This is a genomic window from uncultured Tenacibaculum sp., assembly GCF_947495995.1.
Classification (GTDB): Bacteria; Bacteroidota; Bacteroidia; order Flavobacteriales; family Flavobacteriaceae; genus Polaribacter.
In genome coordinates, this window is sequence record NZ_CANMAX010000001.1 from 307,169 (window position 1) to 326,194 (window position 19,026).

Genomic DNA, 19,026 nt, shown 5'->3' on the forward strand with positions numbered 1-19,026 from the left:
GTCCTCGGCTTTTTTTTGATTAATTCTAAAAGTTCTATAAATTATACTTCACTGAAAAAGTAATGTATCGTGGCTGAATAATATAAGCTGATGAACTGTTGAAAATCGTATTAGATCCATCTTGATTTAAAGATTGTGTATCTAAAATATTAGTCACCATCATTTTATATTCCCATTGACTATCTTTCTTTTGGTATGTTAAATCTGCATCCCAAAAACTAAAATCATTTAATGTTTGAGACTGATTTCTATAGTTGTTGTATGTATACTTCGTATTAAAAACTAAATCTCTTGTAATAAAAGCATCAAAATTTACAAACGGACTATGAGTTGTGAATGTATTTACATTTCCTCCTTGATCATATTTATTGATACTTACATTATATCCGATATCAAAATTTGGAAACTCTCTAAAATTAGTACTAAATCTAGTTCTGTATGATTGTGTAAAAGAGTTTGATTCTCTGTTTTCATTTTCCGAAGTAAAGCGATTAAAGAACAAGTTGTTTGAAACTGAATATGCTAGATTTCCTCCTAAAGTAACTTTAAACTTTCTATAACTTTTTTGGAAGTTTGCATTCGCTGAAATGGTCTCATCTGGAAAAATTGAATTGATTGATGTAGACTCTTGATCTACTCCATTAAATGTTGTCAATCCTTTCACAGCATCTATCAACTTACTATAATTTACACTAGCAAATATGTTCGTATAATTAAACATATTAAAACTGAAGTAACTTAAGTTTACATTGTGTGACAACGAGCTTTCTAATTCACGATTTCCTGAATATAATCTGTTATAATTATTAAACACAAAACCTTCTGCTACTCTATTAATATCCGTAAAACTTACTTGCTGACTGTAATTTAATCGTAATGACTCTGACTTTTTCAGCGCCACTTTTATTGAAACATCTGGTAATAATTTTGTGAAACGATTATCAAAAACACTCCCTAACTGTGTGTTTTTTGCTGAATATTGATGCGCCGTAAATCCTTGATTAAATGTAAAAATCCCTGTGATGAATTTGTAATGTAACCCAGCATAGTAATCATCGAAAGTATAATTTACATCGTTTCTTGTATCTGTAGCTGTAATAGGATTTGTAGTTCCGTTGGCTAAAACTTGAAAGATATCTGAATCGAACTGCTGATCGCTTATTGTTGTTCCTAAAGTTACATTCAAGTTACTCTTCGCATTAATTACATAATAATAATCTAATTTTGCATCTATCTTATTTGTTTTTACTCTTTTATTCTGAGAAACATCAAACGGTTGAGAAGCTTCATCTACCAATCCTAAGACATTGAAAAATGATAAATTTTCTAGCTCTGCATTATAAAACGGATCTTCATTTTGCCATAAATGCTGTGCTTCTAAGGCAAAAATATTCTTATCATTTAATGTATAGTAATAGTTTAGATTTTGATTAATTGAATACGGATTTTGACTTGAGATTTGATTAATCGGTAACGATTCATCTACATCATTTAAATAAGTTCTTAAAGAATTTAAATTCTGAATTTCTTCTTGATTAGAAATTTTCGCAAACACATCATAATCAAACTGATTATCGGTATTGGGTTTATAACTAGAACTTAGTTTTAATAATCCTAAATCACTTCTTTGTTTAGAAACACTATTAATTCTTTCTGTGTCTATCAATCGAATCGAATTCGGATTACTAGGATCAAATGGAGGTAAAGTACTGGCATCTACATTTTCATTAATATAATTTCTTGTTGTAACCTCTTCAAGATCTACTTCTGATCCCGAATAAATTCCAAAACCACTTAAATCCCAATTTTTCTTTGGTGAATAACTAAAGTTAACTGCTCCAAATCTTGTTTCTATTTCTTTAGCTCTATTATTTCTTAGCGTTAAAAATCCGATATCAGAAGAAGCTACATTAAATCCAGTTCCTCTTCCTCCTGCCCCTCTAAATCCACCAGAAAACTTAAAATAATCTCTACGTGTAAATGGCACTTCTCCAATATTATTAAAATCTGTAATTAAGTTTAAACTGTATTTCGGGCTATAATAAAACAACTTAGGATGAACAATATAACGTGAATCTTCTGTTGCCATTCCTATACCTGCAGAAACTTCTCCAAACCAAAAATTCTTTTTCCCTTCTTTTAATTTTAGGTTGATTACTATGTTATCTTCATTATCGGTAACACTGCTCATTTGTCGAACTTCACTGTGATTTTTTAAAACCTCAACTTTATCAATAGCATTTGCAGGAATATTTTTTGTTGCCAATTTAGAATCACCATCAAAGAAATCTTTTCCTTCTACCATTACCTTTTTCACGGTCTTTCCTTCTACCTGAATTTCTCCTTCATCATTTACTTCTACTCCTGGCAATTTCTTAAGCACATCTCCTAATTTTTTCTCTGTTCCACTTTTAAAAGAATCTGCATTGTAAACAATTGTATCTCCTTTTACCGTTACTGGCATTTTTGAGATAATTTCAACTTCATCTAAAGTATTATCGAAAACCAGTGTGATATCTTTTTTAATATTAACATCTTTTGTAGTTACGGTAAACTCTCCTGTTTTCATTCCTACATAACTAGCTTTAATTGTATAACTGGCATTTTTCTTTAAATTCAGTTTATAATTACCAAACGCATCAGTAAAACCGTAAGAATCTACTTTATTATCTTGTTTATTAATGGCTAACATATTAGCCATTTCTAGTGGATTTCCTATGCTATCTTTAACGACCCCAGTTAGTTTAATTTGGGCACTAGTATACCAGGCGACCATTACAATCGCCAGAAAAAATATTTTTTTCATTATTAAAGTTTGATTATTTCATATTACGGATTAGTAAAATCTATCTTCTTCCACCTCTTCTTCGTCCTCGCCACATTTCTCTCATTTCTTCCATTTTCTTTTTAACAATAGCATTGTATTCATCTCGAGTTACTTCGTCTCCTTTTGTTAAAGGTTCTATTTCTTTCTTTTCTTTAGGATTTAAAGTAACTTCTGTACATAAAATTGTTGTTCTTCCAGAGTTAATTTCTAAAATTAAACCTGGTAATCCCCAGTATTCTCCTGGTCCGTTGCTCACTGGAATTTGAGGTGTATACCATGCCGTTACTAATACTTCTTTTGGCATTTCTATATCTTCAGTTACCTTTCTAACTTTAGTACTGTCTTGTTTTTTATTGTCTTTATCTTGATTTCTTCTACCTCTACCTCTGCCTCTTCTTCTCATATTTTGCCAATCGAACTCATCCGTTTTTTTAAGCATTGTTGCTTTATAGCATAAATAATTTCCGATTTGTTTCTGCTCACCAGTCATTTCCCATTTTGGCATTTCAGAAGCATCTTTAATCAAAAACTTTTTCCCAAAGAATTCTCGCTCTTCTAAAAACTGTTTGTCTTGTGTGTTCTTATATTGAATTCCGCTAGAAAATCCACCAAAACGAAAACCTCCTCTTCCTCCACCAGGAGCTTCTAACTTCTCTTCTTCCTCATATAAAGAAGATGTTCTATTGAAATGAAGCGTATATGTTTTTTCTAACATATTCTTCATCCGATCCATTATTCTTTTCTTCTGCTGTTCAGAAAGCTCTCTGTTTCCCCATTGATTCATATCTACTGAGGTTTTCGATTGATAAACTGCCTTTCCGTGGAAATTCTTTTGTGAATAACCAATTGTTATTGTTAGAAAAAGGAGATAGGTAAAAAGCGATTTCATAAGTACTTAATTAATTTTGTTAAAGATAACTTTAGTTATCTTGATTTTAGACTAATAAAGAAGCTTAAGGTTTAATCGCTTTTTAAAAATTAACCTCCAATCTCTATAGAAATTGATTCTCCATTTCCTTTTCTATTATTTTTAAAACGTTCGTTCATCTCTTTCACCTTCTCTTTTACTATTTTTTCATATTCTTTTGAAGTAACTTTTTTACCTCCTCTAGGTTCTTTTATTTTTACTTTTTCTGAAGGATTAATTATAATTTCTGAACAAACTATTGTTCTTTTCCCTTCATGTACTTCCAAGATTAAACCTGGCAATCCCCAAAACATTCCTGGCCCGTTACTTACTGGAATTTCAGGCGTATACCAAGCTGTAGTTTTTACAGTTACCATTTCTTTTTTCTCTTCAGTTTCACCATCAGTCATCATATGACTAATACGTTCTTCTTCTTTTGTTTTTGTAGCCTTATAACAAGTGTATTTTCCTATTTTTTTAGTTTCTCCACTCATTTCCCATTCCTGATCAGCTAGTTTATCTTTCACTAAGAATTCTTTACTGAATACTTCTGTTTTATTGATATATTTTTTCTCAGCAACGTTTTTATATAAGATATCGTTTCCTCCTCCATTTCCGAACATCATAATTTGAACTCCTCCAGATTGTGCTGCTGGTTCTAACTCTTTATTTTGAGTATAAGTTGATGTTGATTTTGTGAAGTTTAAAGTATATGTTTTTTGAAACATTTTCTTCATTTTTTCTTGAATCTGTTTCTGTAAATCTGAATTCGGTGCCTTATCTCCAGTACTTATTTTAAGATCTACATTGTTATGAGTTTTATACGTTGCTTTTCCTTGAAAATTCTGTGCAAACAACGATGTAGAAATTAATAATGCCGTAACTAATATCTTAATTTTCATTTCTATATAATTTAGATGTTATGTTTTATTGAATCTATTCTTTTTGTGATTTCGTGTACTTAGACATGATTTTAATTAACTTGTCTAGATCTTTAAACTTCCCACTAACTTGATAGCTTTGCTTGATTGTTAATTTTGATTTTTCTTCTTTAGATCTTCTCACTTTACAACCTAATATAACTTCATCATCATCGTCATTTCCTTCAAAAAATTCTTGAGCTTCTTTCCAATCAATCTCTTTTAGTTCTTTTATAGAATCAACAGTAAAAACTAGAGCAGATTTTTTCACTTCATTGGTATTCTTTGGCTTGTAACCCGATAGTATTTTTATAAACTTATCGATGTGAGCAACCTTTCCATTTAACACCATACTTTCTTTAATATTAAGTTTTGTGTTTCTACTGTCTCCTTTTTTAACCTTAAAGCCAATTGAAATTTCTTCATCTTCGTCACTATCTTTAAAAAAGTCTTTTGCTTCATCCCAATTGATAGTTTTTAATTCATCAGAGGAATCTACACTAAACACTAGCGACGTAGTTTTAAACTTTACTTCTTTAGTTTTCTTAGCTTGTGTAAAAGCACTCATAGTTGTGATTAATAATACTACGGTAATTATGTTTTTCATTTCGAGTTGATTTTTTTGTTTTACACTACAAAGATGTTTTCAAAATTTATGTTTCTACGTTAACTAGTGTTAACTAGTGTTAACCGACTTATTTTTATTGAATTAGAAATGTACCTTTGAAACATGAAAACCGTAAAACATAATTGGATTCTTTATTTTATTGTAGTTACTATACTAACTACTATAGCTGTACAGTTTTATTGGAATTATAAAAACTACCAACAGAACAAGCTAAGAGTAATGAATGAAATTCAGATTAGCTTAGATAATGCTGTTAGTAAATACTTTACTGATTTATCGAGTGAAAATCACTTTTCTATTATAACATCTAAAAATGATTCTACAGGTAGAAGAAAAGCCGGACAAGTTTGGAAAAACATTTTCTCTACAATAACAAATAAAAAAGTCCCGAAAAACAACGATTCTATTAACGATGAATCTAAAGACTCTTTAAAGTTTACCATAGAATCTTTAGTGATTACCACAGATAACACTAAAGAATATGATAATACTGCTTTTGCGCTAGATAGTATTTTCTCTAAAAAAAGAGACACAACAAAACATAATCACATATTTGATGATTCTAGCAATTGTATTTGTCCTGATCAAAACAATAATAATACTTTAAAAATTTTCAAAGGAAAAAAAGCTGCTGACAGTTTAAAACTCCTGAAAGGCTTAAAAACATTCTACATTGCTATCCAGAACGACACAATGAATCATAGTAAAATTGATACTTTTTTAAGAAAAGAATTAAGTCAGAAAAAGATTAATGTAAACTATAGTTTCGAATATTATAAACAAGATACTATTCATACGATTTTTACACCAACTGCTTTTGATGAATTTGATATTATTGAATCAAAATCGACATTTCTTGGTCCGAATAAAAAATTCAAAATGAAATATAGTAATCCGTCTGCTGAAGCTTTGAAAAGAAGTTCGACAGGAATACTATTATCACTTCTTTTATCGCTGGCTGTAATTTTTAGTTTATTCTATTTGTTAAGAATTATAAATCAACAAAAAGAGTTAGCTGAAATTAAGAATGACTTAATCAGTAATATTACTCATGAATTTAAAACTCCTATAACTACAGTTTCTACAGCATTAGAAGCGATAAATAATTTTAATGCAATTGAAGATAAAGAGAAAACTAAAAAATATGTAGCTATCTCTGAAAGTCAGATTAAGAAACTACATGTTATGGTTGAAAAATTACTGGAAACAGCAACACTTGACAGTGAAAAATTATTACTTAAAGAAGAACGTGTAGAAATTATCAATCTCCTTGAAAAATTATCTAAAAAACATCAACTATTTACCACAGAAAAGGAAATTATTTTCTCTTCTAATATTGAAGAGTTAATTATTCAAATTGATGAATTCCATCTTGAAAATGCTATTTCCAACTTACTAGACAATGCTGTGAAATACGGTGGTGATAAAATTGAATTACAATTTCATACTAATAAAAACGAATTAGAAATTAGCGTTTCAGATAATGGTTCGGGAATAGAAAAAAGTCAACAAGACAAAATTTTCGACAAGTTTTATAGGGTTCCAAAAGGAAATACACACGATGTAAAAGGATTTGGTATTGGTTTATACTATACCAAAAAGATTGTAGAAAAACACAACGGAACCATTCATTTAAGTTCTTCCCCAGGAAAAACAACATTTAAAATCACTATGCCATATGAGTAAAAAGATAAAATTATTACTAGCTGAAGACGAACCAAGTTTAGGACAAATCGTTAAAGAAAGTTTAGAAACTAGAAATTTCGAAGTTTTTCACGCATTAAATGGTGAAGAGGCATATAATGTTTACACAAAAGAAAACCCTGAAATTTTAGTGTTAGATGTAATGATGCCAAAGAAAGACGGATTTACACTGGCCAAAGAAATACGAGAAGAGAATCAACACATTCCTATTATTTTTCTTACTGCAAAATCTCAAACCAAAGATGTTATAGATGGTTTTCAGCATGGTGGAAACGATTATCTAAAAAAGCCGTTTTCTATGGAAGAGTTAATCGTTAGAGTACACAGTTTGTTAGATCGTATTAACTTGAAGAAAGATCTAGAAAAAATAAACATCGGTAATTTTGTATTTAATTACGAAAAACAAAAACTTTACTTTAATGATCAAGCTGAACTTTTAACACATAGAGAAAGTGAACTTTTGTATTATTTAACGGAGAAAAAAAATGAAATTCTCGATCGTTCTTTTATCTTGAAAAAATTGTGGGGAGACGATGACTTCTTCAATGCCAGAAGTATGGATGTTTTTATCTCTAAACTCAGAAAAAAATTAAAAAAAGATCCAACAGTTGAAATTATTAATGTTCGTGGTTACGGATATAAATTAACTTGTTAATTCTAAAATAATCGAAGAATAATATTTATTTTTGCCCCTTCAAAACTATGATAGTATGCATGTAGCTATAGCGGGTAATATTGGGGCAGGAAAAACTACGCTAACGAAATTATTAGCAAAACATTACAACTGGGAACCACACTTCGAATCGGTTGATGAAAATCCTTATTTAGATGATTTTTATGGAGAAATGGAACGTTGGTCTTTCAATTTACAGGTATACTTTTTAAATAGTAGATTCAGACAAATACTTGATCTTAGACAATCTGGAAAGAATGTAATTCAGGATAGAACCATTTATGAAGATGCGCATATTTTTGCACCAAACCTTCATGCAATGGGATTAATGACAAATAGAGATTTTAGTAATTATTCTTCTCTTTTTGAATTAATGGAAAACTTAGTTAATCCACCAGATTTATTAATTTATTTGAGAGCAGATATTTCTACACTTGTTGGTCAAATTCATAAAAGAGGACGCGATTACGAAAGTTCAATCAGCATCGATTATTTAAGCAGACTTAATGAGCGTTACGAAGCTTGGATTAGCAAATACAACAAAGGTAAATTATTAGTAATTGAAGTTGATAAATTAGACTTTGTTGATAATCCTGAAGATTTAGGCTACATTATCGATAGAATAGACGCGCAAATCAACGGTTTATTTTAAATTCCTTTTAAATTCACTAATTAAAATAGATGTAGCCATAGCTACATTTAAGCTTTCTGTTTGCTGACTTTCGCCAAAACGAGGTATAGTTAATTTATTAGTTATAAGAGATCTGACATGTTCAGAAACTCCATTAGCTTCATTACCCATAACTAATACGGCTTCTTTTGGTAATTCTTTGGTATATACATTTTCACCATCCATATCGGCAATGAAAGTTGGAAAACTTGTGCTCTCTAAATAGTTGATAATATCTACATAACTAATATTAACTCTAGTTATAGACCCCATGGTCGATTGAATCACTTTTTGATTGTAACAATCTACGGTATCTGAAGAACAAATTAATTTCTCAACTCCAAACCAATCGCACAAACGAATAATTGTTCCTAAGTTTCCAGGATCGTTAATTGCATCTAAAGCGATAACTAAACCAGTGTCTTCCTTTTGAGTTTCTTCAGGAATATGAAAAATACCTAAAACTTTATTTGGCGTTTTTAAAGTGGTAATTTTTTTTAGTTCTTCATCAGAAATATAAGTCGTTATTTCTTCGTTTTTTGTGTTAAAGTTAGAAGACTCAACTACAAATAAAGAATGTACTTTAAGACTAGAATCTAGTAATTCATTAACTACTTTTATGCCTTCAGCAATAAAAAGTCCATTAATTTTCCTATATTTCTTTAATCTTAAACTATTGATTAGCTTAATTTGTTTTTTAGATAGACTCATTGGCAGTTTTTTAACAGCTATTAATTGTAAAAATGATATTTTTGACAATTCAATTCGACGTGTAAAGTTAATGAAAAAACACATCTTTTATTTTTTATTGCTTCTAATTCTTGGTTCTTGTAGTACTATAAAACACGTTCCTGAAAATGAATTGTTACTTACAAAAAACACAATTATTGTTGATAGTGTAAAACAAAAAAACGAAACACTAAATAGCTTATTACAACAACAAAAAAATGCAAGAGCTATTGGTTTACCTTTATCACTTTATTTTTACAACTTAGGAAATCCGAGAGGATCTAAAGATGTTGAAGAATGGCAAAAAAATCATCCTAAATGGTATAAACTGTTTAAAGATGTTTTTTCTGAAAAACAAAGTATCGCAGTTGCAAACACATTTATAGGCCTTAACAATTGGTATTTAAATAACGGACAAGCTCCTATTATCATCAATGATAAAAAAACAAAAGGTACTGCTAAAAGCTTACTTTCATATTATATTACTCAAGGTTATTTTAGAACAAAAGTTCGGTATAAAAAAGATACCGTAGGAAGAAAAAAAGGAGCAATTACATACTTTGTTGAAAAAGGGAAACCAACATTTTTAGACTCTATTTATACAGAGATTCAATCGCCCATACTAGATTCTATTTATCAAAAACATGCGCATAAAAGCTTTCTTAAAAAAGGAGATCAATATAAAGATGATAACTTTATAAAAGAAGCAAACAGAGTTGTTAACCTATTTAGAAACAAGGGAATTTACCATTTCAACGAAAACTACCTCCTTTTTGAACCTGATACTTTAAAAAACTATGAAAAAGCCAATGTTCGTGTTAAAATTAGAGATCAATTAATTCAAAAAGATGGTGAATATATTTCTAAACCTTTTAAGGTTCAGAAAATAAAAAACATCAATATCATTACAGATTACACCTACGCTACACGTAATGAACCTTATTTTAATTCAACTACTTATAAAGGGATTAATTTTTTCTCAAGAGATAAATTAAAATACAATCCAAAACATTTATCGCAATCAATTTTTATTAAGCCAAATCAAGTTTATACAGATTCTTTAAGGGCTTTAACTCAACTTCATTTAAGAGGTTTAAAAAATTTCAAAACAACATCAATACGTTACAATCCTATAAGCGATGATGAGTTAGAAGCAAATATTTTTTTAACACCTATTGAAAAATACTCTATTGGTGTTGATGCAGAATTATCTCGCTCGAACATTAGAAATTTTGATATTTCTGGTAAGTTTTCAATTACCAATAGAAACACATTTAAAGGAGCAGAAATTTTTCAACTTGCAGTTCAAGGAGGTTTCTTTAATTCTGCTAACGGTCCGGGTTGGGAATTTGGAGGAAACTTATCTCTTGAAGTACCAAGATTTATGGCTCCATTTGGTTTTCATAAGCTGGTTCCGAAACGTATGCAACCTAGAACGATTTTTAGTACAGGTTTAAGTATTCAAAAAAACATTGCATTAGATCGACAAAATATTGCTGTTGGAGTCGATTACAGATGGCAGTTCAATAAAAAGAAATCTATTCAATTAGAATTATTAAACGCTCAATATATTAGAAATCTAAACGTTGGAAATTACTTTAATATCTATGGTTCTGAATATGCGAAGCTTGTGGAAGTTGTTGATATTTTCGATGCTAGTTTCGACTTACCTGATCCAGCTCCTGCGAACAATGAAGCTATTGTAAATAAAATGACAGAGATTTCATTAGATGAAAACTTTAGAACTAATAATCCAGAAGCGTACAGAGATAATTTGAATATTTTAAATCGATACAATATTATCACATCCGATTTCTTAATTCCTGAAATTGCATATACATTCACATACAATAATCAAGAAAGCATAAAAGATTCTAACTTTTCTTATTTCCGATTTAGACTAGCAAACTCAGGAAACGTTATGGGATTATTATCTAATCAAACCAATGGCAACGGACAAACAACTGTTTTTAAAATTCCTATTGCTGAGTATTTTAAAACAGATATTGAATATAAAAAATACTGGGATTTAGGTGATAACAACGTATTAGCACACCGAACTTTTTTAGGAGCCATTCTTACCTACAATGATTCTAGTATTCCGTTTTCAGTTAGTTATTTTGCTGGTGGTTCGAATGATATTAGAGCTTGGCAAACTTATGATTTAGGTCCGGGTCGAAGAGCTCCAGGATTAGAATATAACATTGGAAGTTTAAAATTCCTTTCTTCTTTTGAATATCGTTTTGATATTGCTGGGAGTTTAAAAAGTGCCATTTTTCTTGATATGGGTAATATCTGGGATATTACAAATTCTTCTTTAACAGACTCTGAATCTAGATTTCAAGGTATCGAATCGCTTACAGATATGGCAGTAGGAACTGGTTTTGGATTACGTTATGATTTTAAATTTTTAGTTGCTCGTTTAGATCTTGGGTTTAAAGTAAGAGAACCTTATTTAAATGGTAAAAGATGGTTTCAAAACACCAATTTTGCTAATTCTGTATTTAACATCGGGATTAATTATCCTTTCTAAAAATCAATCACTAAAACGTAATCGTAATCTAATTTTAGTTTTTCATCTTTTAATACAAAAATTATGTAGTTTTGTTTCAATCGAAAAACAACACTAACTTAAAATAAAAGAAATGATAAAACCAGGAGTTGCCACTGGACGCGAAGTTCAAGAGATTTTTAAATTAGCAAAAGAAAAAGCATTTGCATTACCTGCAGTAAACGTAGTAGGTTCTAACTCTATAAACACTGTTTTAGAAACTGCAAAAGAAGTGAATTCTCCTGTTATTATACAATTCTCTAACGGAGGAGCTCAATTTAATGCTGGTAAAGGTTTATCTAACGAAGATCAAAAAGCTGCAATCGCTGGAGCTGTAGCTGGTGCTAAACATATTCACCTAATGGCTGAAGCTTACGGAGTACCTGTAATTTTACATACAGATCATGCTGCTAAAAAGTTATTACCTTGGATTGATGGTTTATTAGATGCTAGTGAAAAGCATTTTGAAGAAACTGGAAAATCTTTATTCAGTTCTCACATGATCGATTTATCTGAAGAGCCTTTAGAAGAAAATATCGAAATTTGTAAAGAATACTTAGCTCGTATGAGTAAAATGGGTATGACTTTAGAAATTGAATTAGGAATTACTGGTGGTGAAGAAGATGGTGTAGATAACACAGATGTTGATAGCTCTAAATTATATACTCAACCAGAAGAAGTAGCATATGCTTACGAAGAGTTATTAAAGGTAAGTGATCAATTTACAATTGCTGCTGCATTTGGTAACGTTCATGGTGTATACAAACCAGGAAACGTAAAATTAACTCCAAAAATCTTAAAGAATTCTCAAGAATATATTTCAGAAAAATATAACGTTCCTGCTAATACAATTGACTTTGTATTCCACGGAGGATCAGGTTCTACATTAGAAGAAATTCGTGAAGCTATCGGTTACGGTGTAATTAAAATGAATATTGATACAGATTTACAATATGCATTTAATGAAGGAATTCGTGATTACATGAAGAAAAATGCTGATTATTTAGCTACTCAAATCGGAAATCCTGATGGAGATGATATTCCTAACAAAAAATATTACGATCCTCGTAAATGGCTTAGAGAAGGAGAATTAACTTTCAAAACTCGTTTAAAACAAGCTTTCGAAGATTTAAATAGCATAAACACTTTATAGTAGCTTTAAAAAAGTTATAACCAACTTTATAAATTAAAAGTCTCTTAAATTTTAAGAGACTTTTTTATTGATTAAAAAACTAAAAAACAGACTCTTATTAATTTTAATTTAAAAAGAAGAGTCAGTAATTAAAAAACTTTTACATTTGTAAACTAACCTACCCCATAAATAAGGGTTAAATTATTTAAACTGACACTAAACAAACAAAACTAGATTATGGCTTGGTTTAAACGAAAAGACAAAGGGATTCATACCCCGACTGAAGAAAAGAAAGACACACCAAAAGGCTTATGGTATAAAACTCCTAGCGGAAAAATAATAGATACTGAAGAGCTTAAAAGAAACTTATATGTAAGTCCAGAAGACGGATATCACGTAAGAGTTGGAAGTAAAGAATATTTCGAGCTATTTTTCGACAATAACGAATTTACAGAACTTAACGAAAAGTTAGTAGCTAAAGATCCTTTAAAATTCGAGGATACTAAAAAATACCCAGACAGATTAAAAAGCGCACAGGAAAAAACAGGTTTAAACGACGCTGTTAGAACTGCTGTAGGAAAATCTCAAGGAAAAGATTTAGTAATCGCTTGTATGGATTTTGCTTTTATTGGAGGTTCTATGGGAAGTGTTGTAGGAGAAAAAATAGCACGTGCTATCGATTATGCTATCCAAAACAACATTCCATTCTTAATGGTTTCTAAATCAGGTGGAGCACGTATGATGGAAGCATCATTATCTTTAATGCAATTGGTGAAAACTTCTGCAAAATTAGCACAATTAGCAGACGCTAAAATTCCTTATGTATCTTTATGTACAGATCCAACAACTGGAGGAACAACAGCTTCTTTTGCTATGTTAGGTGATATTAATATCGCTGAACCAAATGCTTTAATCGCATTTGCAGGACCAAGAGTTGTAAAAGATACAACTGGTAAAGAATTACCTGAAGGTTTCCAACGTTCTGAATTTGTATTAGAACATGGTTTCTTGGATGCTATTTACGAACGTAAAGACTTAAAGAAACAAGTAAACCTATACTTAGATTTAATCCAAAATCAACCAGTAAGAGCTTAATTAAAGTTTTTTACTGAACATTATAACAAAAAAAGACTAGCATTATCGCTAGTCTTTTTTAATCCCAAATAAATCCTAATTACCTTCTTCTAAGGGTAATTTCTCTTGACTCTCCAGCACTGTTCGTTACTGTTGCAGTATTATCACAAGAACCATCGCCAAAATCTAATGTGTAAGCATTACTATTTTTAGTAATTTCAGTAACACCACTTACAATATATTTACAAGCATATTCTCTCCTTAATTTTTCTACAATATTTCCTGTAAACTCATTACCTAATTTGTTTACAAATCTCCAATTTCCTGAAATTAAATACACATCATCTCCTCGATCTCTTGTCTCATCTCCTTCAATCTTTTCACGTGTTCTTGTTCCTTCTAAAACAATTGCTTCTCCTGTAGATAAAGTAATCGTTATATCTGCTGTATGCGTTGCTTCTTTATTTCCATTACTATTCTCTTTTACTTTCACAACAGATTTTGATCCTTCAATTGTATTTCCATCAACAGAAAAACCATCAAAACTTACTTCTTTAGTATAACCTAAATCTGTTTTTTGATATACAATAATTATTTTTCCTGAAAGCTCTCTTCCTCTAGGACCAACACAGTTTTCTCCAAAATCTAATGTAATTGTTAATGTTTCTGCTACATCATCTACAACTACAGACCGTGTAACACAATCGGCAACACTACTTCTACTTTCGTCACCTCCTCTAGCTAAAAGACCAAAATCTAAATCATCATCCTCTAGAATATCATCTATATCAGATGTAATATCATCGGCTACTACCATATCTTGAATTTCCTCAGCATTTAAATCATTCGTCTCATTAAGATTAACTCCATCTTCATCTGAGCATGAAATAAAGAACATTGTTCCTAATAACATCATCACTCCAAATTTTAAAACTCTCGCAGTCATAATTAATAGTATTTAAAAGTTAATATGATTCTTTGACTTAACATTTAGGAAAAGGTTTAATAAACATTAATTATTTTATTAGGAAAATTAATTGTACTTTTGCGACTTCAATGAAATTTGAAGTACATTAAAATCATTTAAACAATATTGGTATGTATTTAACTAAAGAAGTAAAAGAGCAAATTTTTGCAAAACATGGTAAAGGCGCTAACGATACTGGAACTGCTGAAGGACAGATCGCGTTATTTACTCACAGAATTAACCACTTAACTGAGCACTTAAAAAGAAATCGTAAAGATTTCAACACAGAGCGCTCTCTAGTGAAAATGGTAGGTAAGCGTAGAAGTTTACTTGACTATTTAAAGAAAAAAGATATCAACAGATATCGTGCAATCATCAAGGAATTAGGAATTAGAAAATAATACCTAAATATAAAGAGGCTGGAATTTTCAGCCTCTTTTTTTATTATCTTAGCCAAAGCTGTTTTATATTTTTAAAACTTCCATTGAAACAACAACACACACAACACAACTACAACTAACAACGTAATTTATTTGAAAAAAACACTTTATGATTCCAAAAGTATTTAGCCAAGTTATTGAACTTGGAGATGGAAGAACCATTACCTTAGAGACAGGAAAGTTAGCAAAACAAGCAGATGGTTCTGTTGTTGTAAGTATGGGAGATACCATGATTTTGGCAACTGTAGTTTCGGCTAGAGAAGCTAATCCTGGAATTGACTTTTTACCACTTACTGTAGACTATAGAGAAAAATTTGCCGCAGCTGGTAGATATCCAGGTGGTTTTATGAAACGTGAAGCTAGACCAAGTAATGAAGAAATTCTTACAATGCGTTTAGTAGACAGGGTATTACGCCCATTATTCCCAAAAGATTATCATGCTGAAACGCAGGTTATGATGCAATTAATGTCTCATGATCCTGAAGTTATGCCAGATGCTTTAGCTGGTTTAGCTGCTTCTACAGCAATTCAGTTATCTGATATTCCTTTTGAAGCTCCAATTTCGGAGGTAAGAGTAGTTAGAGTTAATGGAGAATTCATTATTAACCCTAGTCCTGCTCAATTAAAAGAAGCTGATATTGACTTAATGGTTGGTGCTTCTAAAGACTTCGTAGCAATGGTAGAAGGTGAAATGGACGAAGTTTCTGAAGAAGAAATGGCAGATGCAATTCGTGTAGCACATGAAGCTATTAAAGTACAATGTGAAGCGCAAGAAGCATTAGTAAACCAAGTAGGTAAAAAAGAAACTCGTGAATACGAAGTTGCAGTTACAGATGAAGAGTTAGAAGAAAAGATTAAAGCTGCTGCTTACGATAAATGTTACGAGATCGCTAAAAAAGGTACTTCTAAGAAAGAAAGAGGTCAAGCTTTTTCTGAAGTAAAAGACGAAGTTTTAGCTTTATTCACTGAAGAAGAATTAGAAGAAAAAGGAGATTTAATCTCTAAATATTTCGGAAAAGCACACAAAGCTGCTGTTCGTGATTTAACATTAAATGAAGGTTTACGTTTAGATGGACGTACAACTACAGATATAAGACCAATTTGGTGTGAAGTAGATTACTTACCAAGAACTCATGGTTCATCTATCTTTACACGTGGAGAAACTCAAGCATTAGCAACAGTTACCTTAGGTACTTCTAGAGATGCTAACATGATTGACTCTCCAACTATTCAAGATGAAGAGCGTTTTTACTTACACTATAATTTCCCTCCATTTTCAACTGGAGAAGCTCGCCCAATTCGTGGAACTTCTCGTCGTGAAATAGGACACGGAAATTTAGCACAACGTGCTTTAAAAGGTATGGTTCCTGAAGATTGTCCATACACTGTACGTGTCGTTTCTGAAGTTTTAGAAAGTAATGGTTCATCGTCAATGGCAACAGTTTGTTCTGGAACTATGGCATTAATGGACGCTGGTGTTCAACTTAAAAAGCCTGTTTCTGGTATCGCTATGGGATTAATTTCTGATGGTGATCGTTATGCAGTTTTATCTGATATCTTAGGAGATGAAGATCACTTAGGAGATATGGACTTTAAAGTTACTGGTACTGCAGATGGTATTACTGCTTGTCAAATGGATATTAAGATCAAAGGATTATCTTATGAGATCTTAGTAAATGCATTAAAACAAGCTCGCGATGGTCGTTTACATATCTTAGGAAAGTTAACAGATACTATTTCTACTCCAAACGAAACTGTAAAAGCTCACGCTCCAAAAATGGTTACTGTTCGTATCGCTGGAGATTATATTGGTGCAATGATTGGACCTGGTGGTAAGCATATTCAAGAATTACAAAAAGAGACTGAAACTACAATTGTAATTAATGAAGATGAAGTTACTGAAGAAGGTATTGTTGAAATTTTAGGTACTAACCAAGAAGGTATAGATAAAGTTTTAGAGCGTATTAAGGCTATTACTTTTAAACCTGAAAAAGGAAGTATTTACGAAACTAAAGTTGTGAAAGTTTTAGATTTTGGTGCGGTAGTAGAATATACTGAAGCTCCAGGAAATGAAGTATTATTACACATTTCTGAGTTAGCTTGGGAACGCACAAACAATGTTACTGATGTTGTTAATATTGGTGATATTGTAGATGTAAAATACTTCGGTGTTGATCCTAAAACTCGTAAAGAGAAAGTTTCTAGAAAAGCTTTATTACCTAGACCACCTAGAGAAGATAAAAAGCCTAGAGATGACAAAAAACCAAGAGAAGATAGAAAGCCAAAAGGAGACAATAAAAAGTCTTAATTACTATCTTTTAAGATCATAAATAAAAAATCGTCAAGTAAACTTGACGATTTTTTTATTTTACACGCAACCATTCAAAGTTTCTTGCACTAGTAGATATAACTACTAATCTAAAACTTTGAAATTATGAGAAAAATATACTTCGTATTAAGCATCATATTCTTAGCTGCTTGTTCTAAGCAAACTGATGTTCCTTACATTAATACTAATATCGTAGAGAGCTTTTCCATTACTTACTTTAATATTACTGGAATCCCTTTAACAACAGAAAATTTTAGTTTAGAGAATAATAAAATTGCTAACGTTACTATTCTTAATCATTCTAATAATGAAATTAGTAACATCACATATAATTATTCTTCCGATAAATTGACCAAAATAGTTTCTACAAAAAACAACGTAGAAACCTCTGTTACTGAGTTACTGTACAACGACAATCAACTATCAGAAATTTCATTTATCAAAAATGATAATCTTGATGGAACGAACATATTAAAAGTCAACTACACTAGTGATCTAAATTCTATACTTTTCTCTTCAAAAAACAACTCAAACAACGAAATTTCTAATGGTACAATAACATTAGATACTAATGATAATAGAATTTATTTTGAGGAAAATGATTTGATCAACAATCAAACAAAAGTCATTCAAACTGAATATGATGCTACCAATAATCCAAAAAAAGAAATGTTCTTTTCAAAAGATAATAATATTCTTCATCTGAATTTTTCTAATATCATTACTCATAATTCTGAACGAAATACATTATACAATATTTACGAAAACACTTATTCTAAAAGAACATTAATGCTTATCTATCATCTACAAAGCAAGGCGATAAACAATATTAATACAAAAAATATTTCCCCGAATATAGTTTCTGAATTTCATAGTTCTTTTGCTGACAACTTTCAATTTAAAATTGACAATACTATTACTAACGATGGCTTTTTAGAAAAAGGAATTTACAAATACTACGATAACAATTCAAACTTAATTAGTCATTTTGAGATTGAGTTTTCTTTTAAAAATTAAAAACTGACATTATGAAAAACATCAAAAAAACATTTTTATTCACTCTGATTTTATGCGTTTTATCTTGCTCAAAAAATGATGCTAACGAGTTAACTTTAAAGGATCATCATAGAACTTTTAGTTTTGAATGTGATTTTTTAGATGACAACAATCTTTTAAATACTACGGTAGGAATATGTATGGATGGTATTGATGTTGTAGCACCAAATCAAACTTTTATCTATGCTTGTCTTTTCTCTAAACAAAACGGAAACTTTGAATGGGATGCAACAGAAGGAATGCAAATTGAAAACATAAGTACTTACAACATTAATGATAATACCATTTCAGAAATTACAATTAAATTCACTTCTGATTTTTCTGGCGGATTTATTACTGTTAAAGCAAGTAATTCCTATGGTTCTGCCAAAATGCGTTACCCAGTTGTATTAGAAAGCAAATAAATGAATTGATCTCAT

General features: G+C 30.5%; 16 protein-coding genes. 10 read left to right on the top strand and 6 right to left on the bottom strand.

The features are described 5' to 3' along the window. Positions 1–34: 34 nt before the first annotated feature. The 4 genes from Q1A15_RS01365 to Q1A15_RS01380 form a co-directional block, all read right to left on the bottom strand. Positions 35–2,806 (bottom strand): TonB-dependent receptor, encoded by a 2,772-nt coding sequence (locus tag Q1A15_RS01365; RefSeq protein ID WP_299617609.1) that lies wholly within the window; start codon positions 2,804–2,806, stop codon positions 35–37. A gap of 40 nt (positions 2,807–2,846) precedes the next feature. Then, a complete protein-coding gene (locus Q1A15_RS01370) occupies positions 2,847–3,716 on the bottom strand; it encodes a GLPGLI family protein (protein WP_299617611.1) in 870 nt (289 codons plus the stop codon). A gap of 89 nt (positions 3,717–3,805) precedes the next feature. Next, positions 3,806–4,636: a GLPGLI family protein gene (locus tag Q1A15_RS01375; RefSeq protein WP_299617613.1), complete on the bottom strand. Its 831-nt coding sequence runs from the start codon at positions 4,634–4,636 to the stop codon at positions 3,806–3,808. Between the two features lie 34 nt (positions 4,637–4,670). After that, entirely contained in the window at positions 4,671–5,261 is a 591-nt protein-coding gene (locus Q1A15_RS01380; RefSeq protein WP_299617615.1) for a hypothetical protein, read from the bottom strand. 123 nt (positions 5,262–5,384) lie between these two features. On the opposite strand from Q1A15_RS01380, the gene Q1A15_RS01385 reads away from it, so the two are divergent. From Q1A15_RS01385 to Q1A15_RS01395, 3 genes are read left to right on the top strand one after another with little or no spacing between them, the layout of a single operon-like run. Then, entirely contained in the window at positions 5,385–6,968 is a 1,584-nt protein-coding gene (locus Q1A15_RS01385; protein ID WP_299617617.1) for a HAMP domain-containing sensor histidine kinase, read from the top strand. After that, positions 6,961–7,641, top strand: coding sequence for a response regulator transcription factor (locus tag Q1A15_RS01390; protein ID WP_299617619.1), 681 nt, complete (start codon positions 6,961–6,963; stop codon positions 7,639–7,641). Before Q1A15_RS01385 ends, Q1A15_RS01390 begins: the two co-directional genes overlap by 8 nt. 55 nt (positions 7,642–7,696) lie before the next feature. Next, positions 7,697–8,311, top strand: coding sequence for a deoxynucleoside kinase (locus Q1A15_RS01395; RefSeq protein WP_299617621.1), 615 nt, complete (start codon positions 7,697–7,699; stop codon positions 8,309–8,311). Here the strand turns inward: Q1A15_RS01395 and Q1A15_RS01400 are convergent. Continuing rightward, complete coding sequence (locus tag Q1A15_RS01400; RefSeq protein ID WP_299617623.1) at positions 8,303–9,040, bottom strand: RNA methyltransferase; 738 nt, start codon at positions 9,038–9,040, stop codon at positions 8,303–8,305. The two genes, Q1A15_RS01395 and Q1A15_RS01400, sit on opposite strands and share 9 nt — an antisense overlap. Before the next feature lie 70 nt (positions 9,041–9,110). Between Q1A15_RS01400 and Q1A15_RS01405 the strand changes: the two genes are divergently transcribed. From Q1A15_RS01405 to accD, 3 genes are all read left to right on the top strand, one after another. Further along, positions 9,111–11,591 (top strand): BamA/TamA family outer membrane protein, encoded by a 2,481-nt coding sequence (locus Q1A15_RS01405; protein WP_299617625.1) that lies wholly within the window; start codon positions 9,111–9,113, stop codon positions 11,589–11,591. 103 nt (positions 11,592–11,694) lie between these two features. Then, the gene (gene fbaA / locus Q1A15_RS01410; RefSeq protein ID WP_299619760.1) at positions 11,695–12,762 is read left to right on the top strand and encodes a class II fructose-bisphosphate aldolase; all 1,068 of its coding nucleotides are present in this window, start codon (positions 11,695–11,697) and stop codon (positions 12,760–12,762) included. A 216-nt stretch (positions 12,763–12,978) separates the two neighbouring features. Then, positions 12,979–13,836 carry an acetyl-CoA carboxylase, carboxyltransferase subunit beta gene (accD, locus tag Q1A15_RS01415; protein ID WP_299617627.1) on the top strand — a complete coding sequence of 286 codons (858 nt, stop codon included), beginning with the start codon at positions 12,979–12,981 and terminating at the stop codon, positions 13,834–13,836. A 79-nt stretch (positions 13,837–13,915) separates the two neighbouring features. Here the strand turns inward: accD and Q1A15_RS01420 are convergent, their stop codons facing one another. Further along, a complete protein-coding gene (locus Q1A15_RS01420) occupies positions 13,916–14,761 on the bottom strand; it encodes a hypothetical protein (protein WP_299617629.1) in 846 nt (281 codons plus the stop codon). A 152-nt stretch (positions 14,762–14,913) separates the two neighbouring features. On the opposite strand from Q1A15_RS01420, the gene rpsO reads away from it, so the two are divergent. The 4 genes from rpsO (at position 14,914) to Q1A15_RS01440 (ending at position 19,011) form a co-directional block, all read left to right on the top strand. Then, the gene (gene rpsO / locus Q1A15_RS01425) at positions 14,914–15,183 is read left to right on the top strand and encodes a 30S ribosomal protein S15 (protein ID WP_274635235.1); all 270 of its coding nucleotides are present in this window, start codon (positions 14,914–14,916) and stop codon (positions 15,181–15,183) included. A 148-nt stretch (positions 15,184–15,331) separates the two neighbouring features. Then, the gene (locus Q1A15_RS01430) at positions 15,332–17,530 is read left to right on the top strand and encodes a polyribonucleotide nucleotidyltransferase (protein WP_299617631.1); all 2,199 of its coding nucleotides are present in this window, start codon (positions 15,332–15,334) and stop codon (positions 17,528–17,530) included. Positions 17,531–17,656: 126 nt separating this feature from the next. After that, positions 17,657–18,568, top strand: coding sequence for a hypothetical protein (locus Q1A15_RS01435; protein ID WP_299617633.1), 912 nt, complete (start codon positions 17,657–17,659; stop codon positions 18,566–18,568). A gap of 11 nt (positions 18,569–18,579) precedes the next feature. After that, entirely contained in the window at positions 18,580–19,011 is a 432-nt protein-coding gene (locus Q1A15_RS01440; RefSeq protein ID WP_299617635.1) for a hypothetical protein, read from the top strand. Positions 19,012–19,026: the final 15 nt, after the last annotated feature.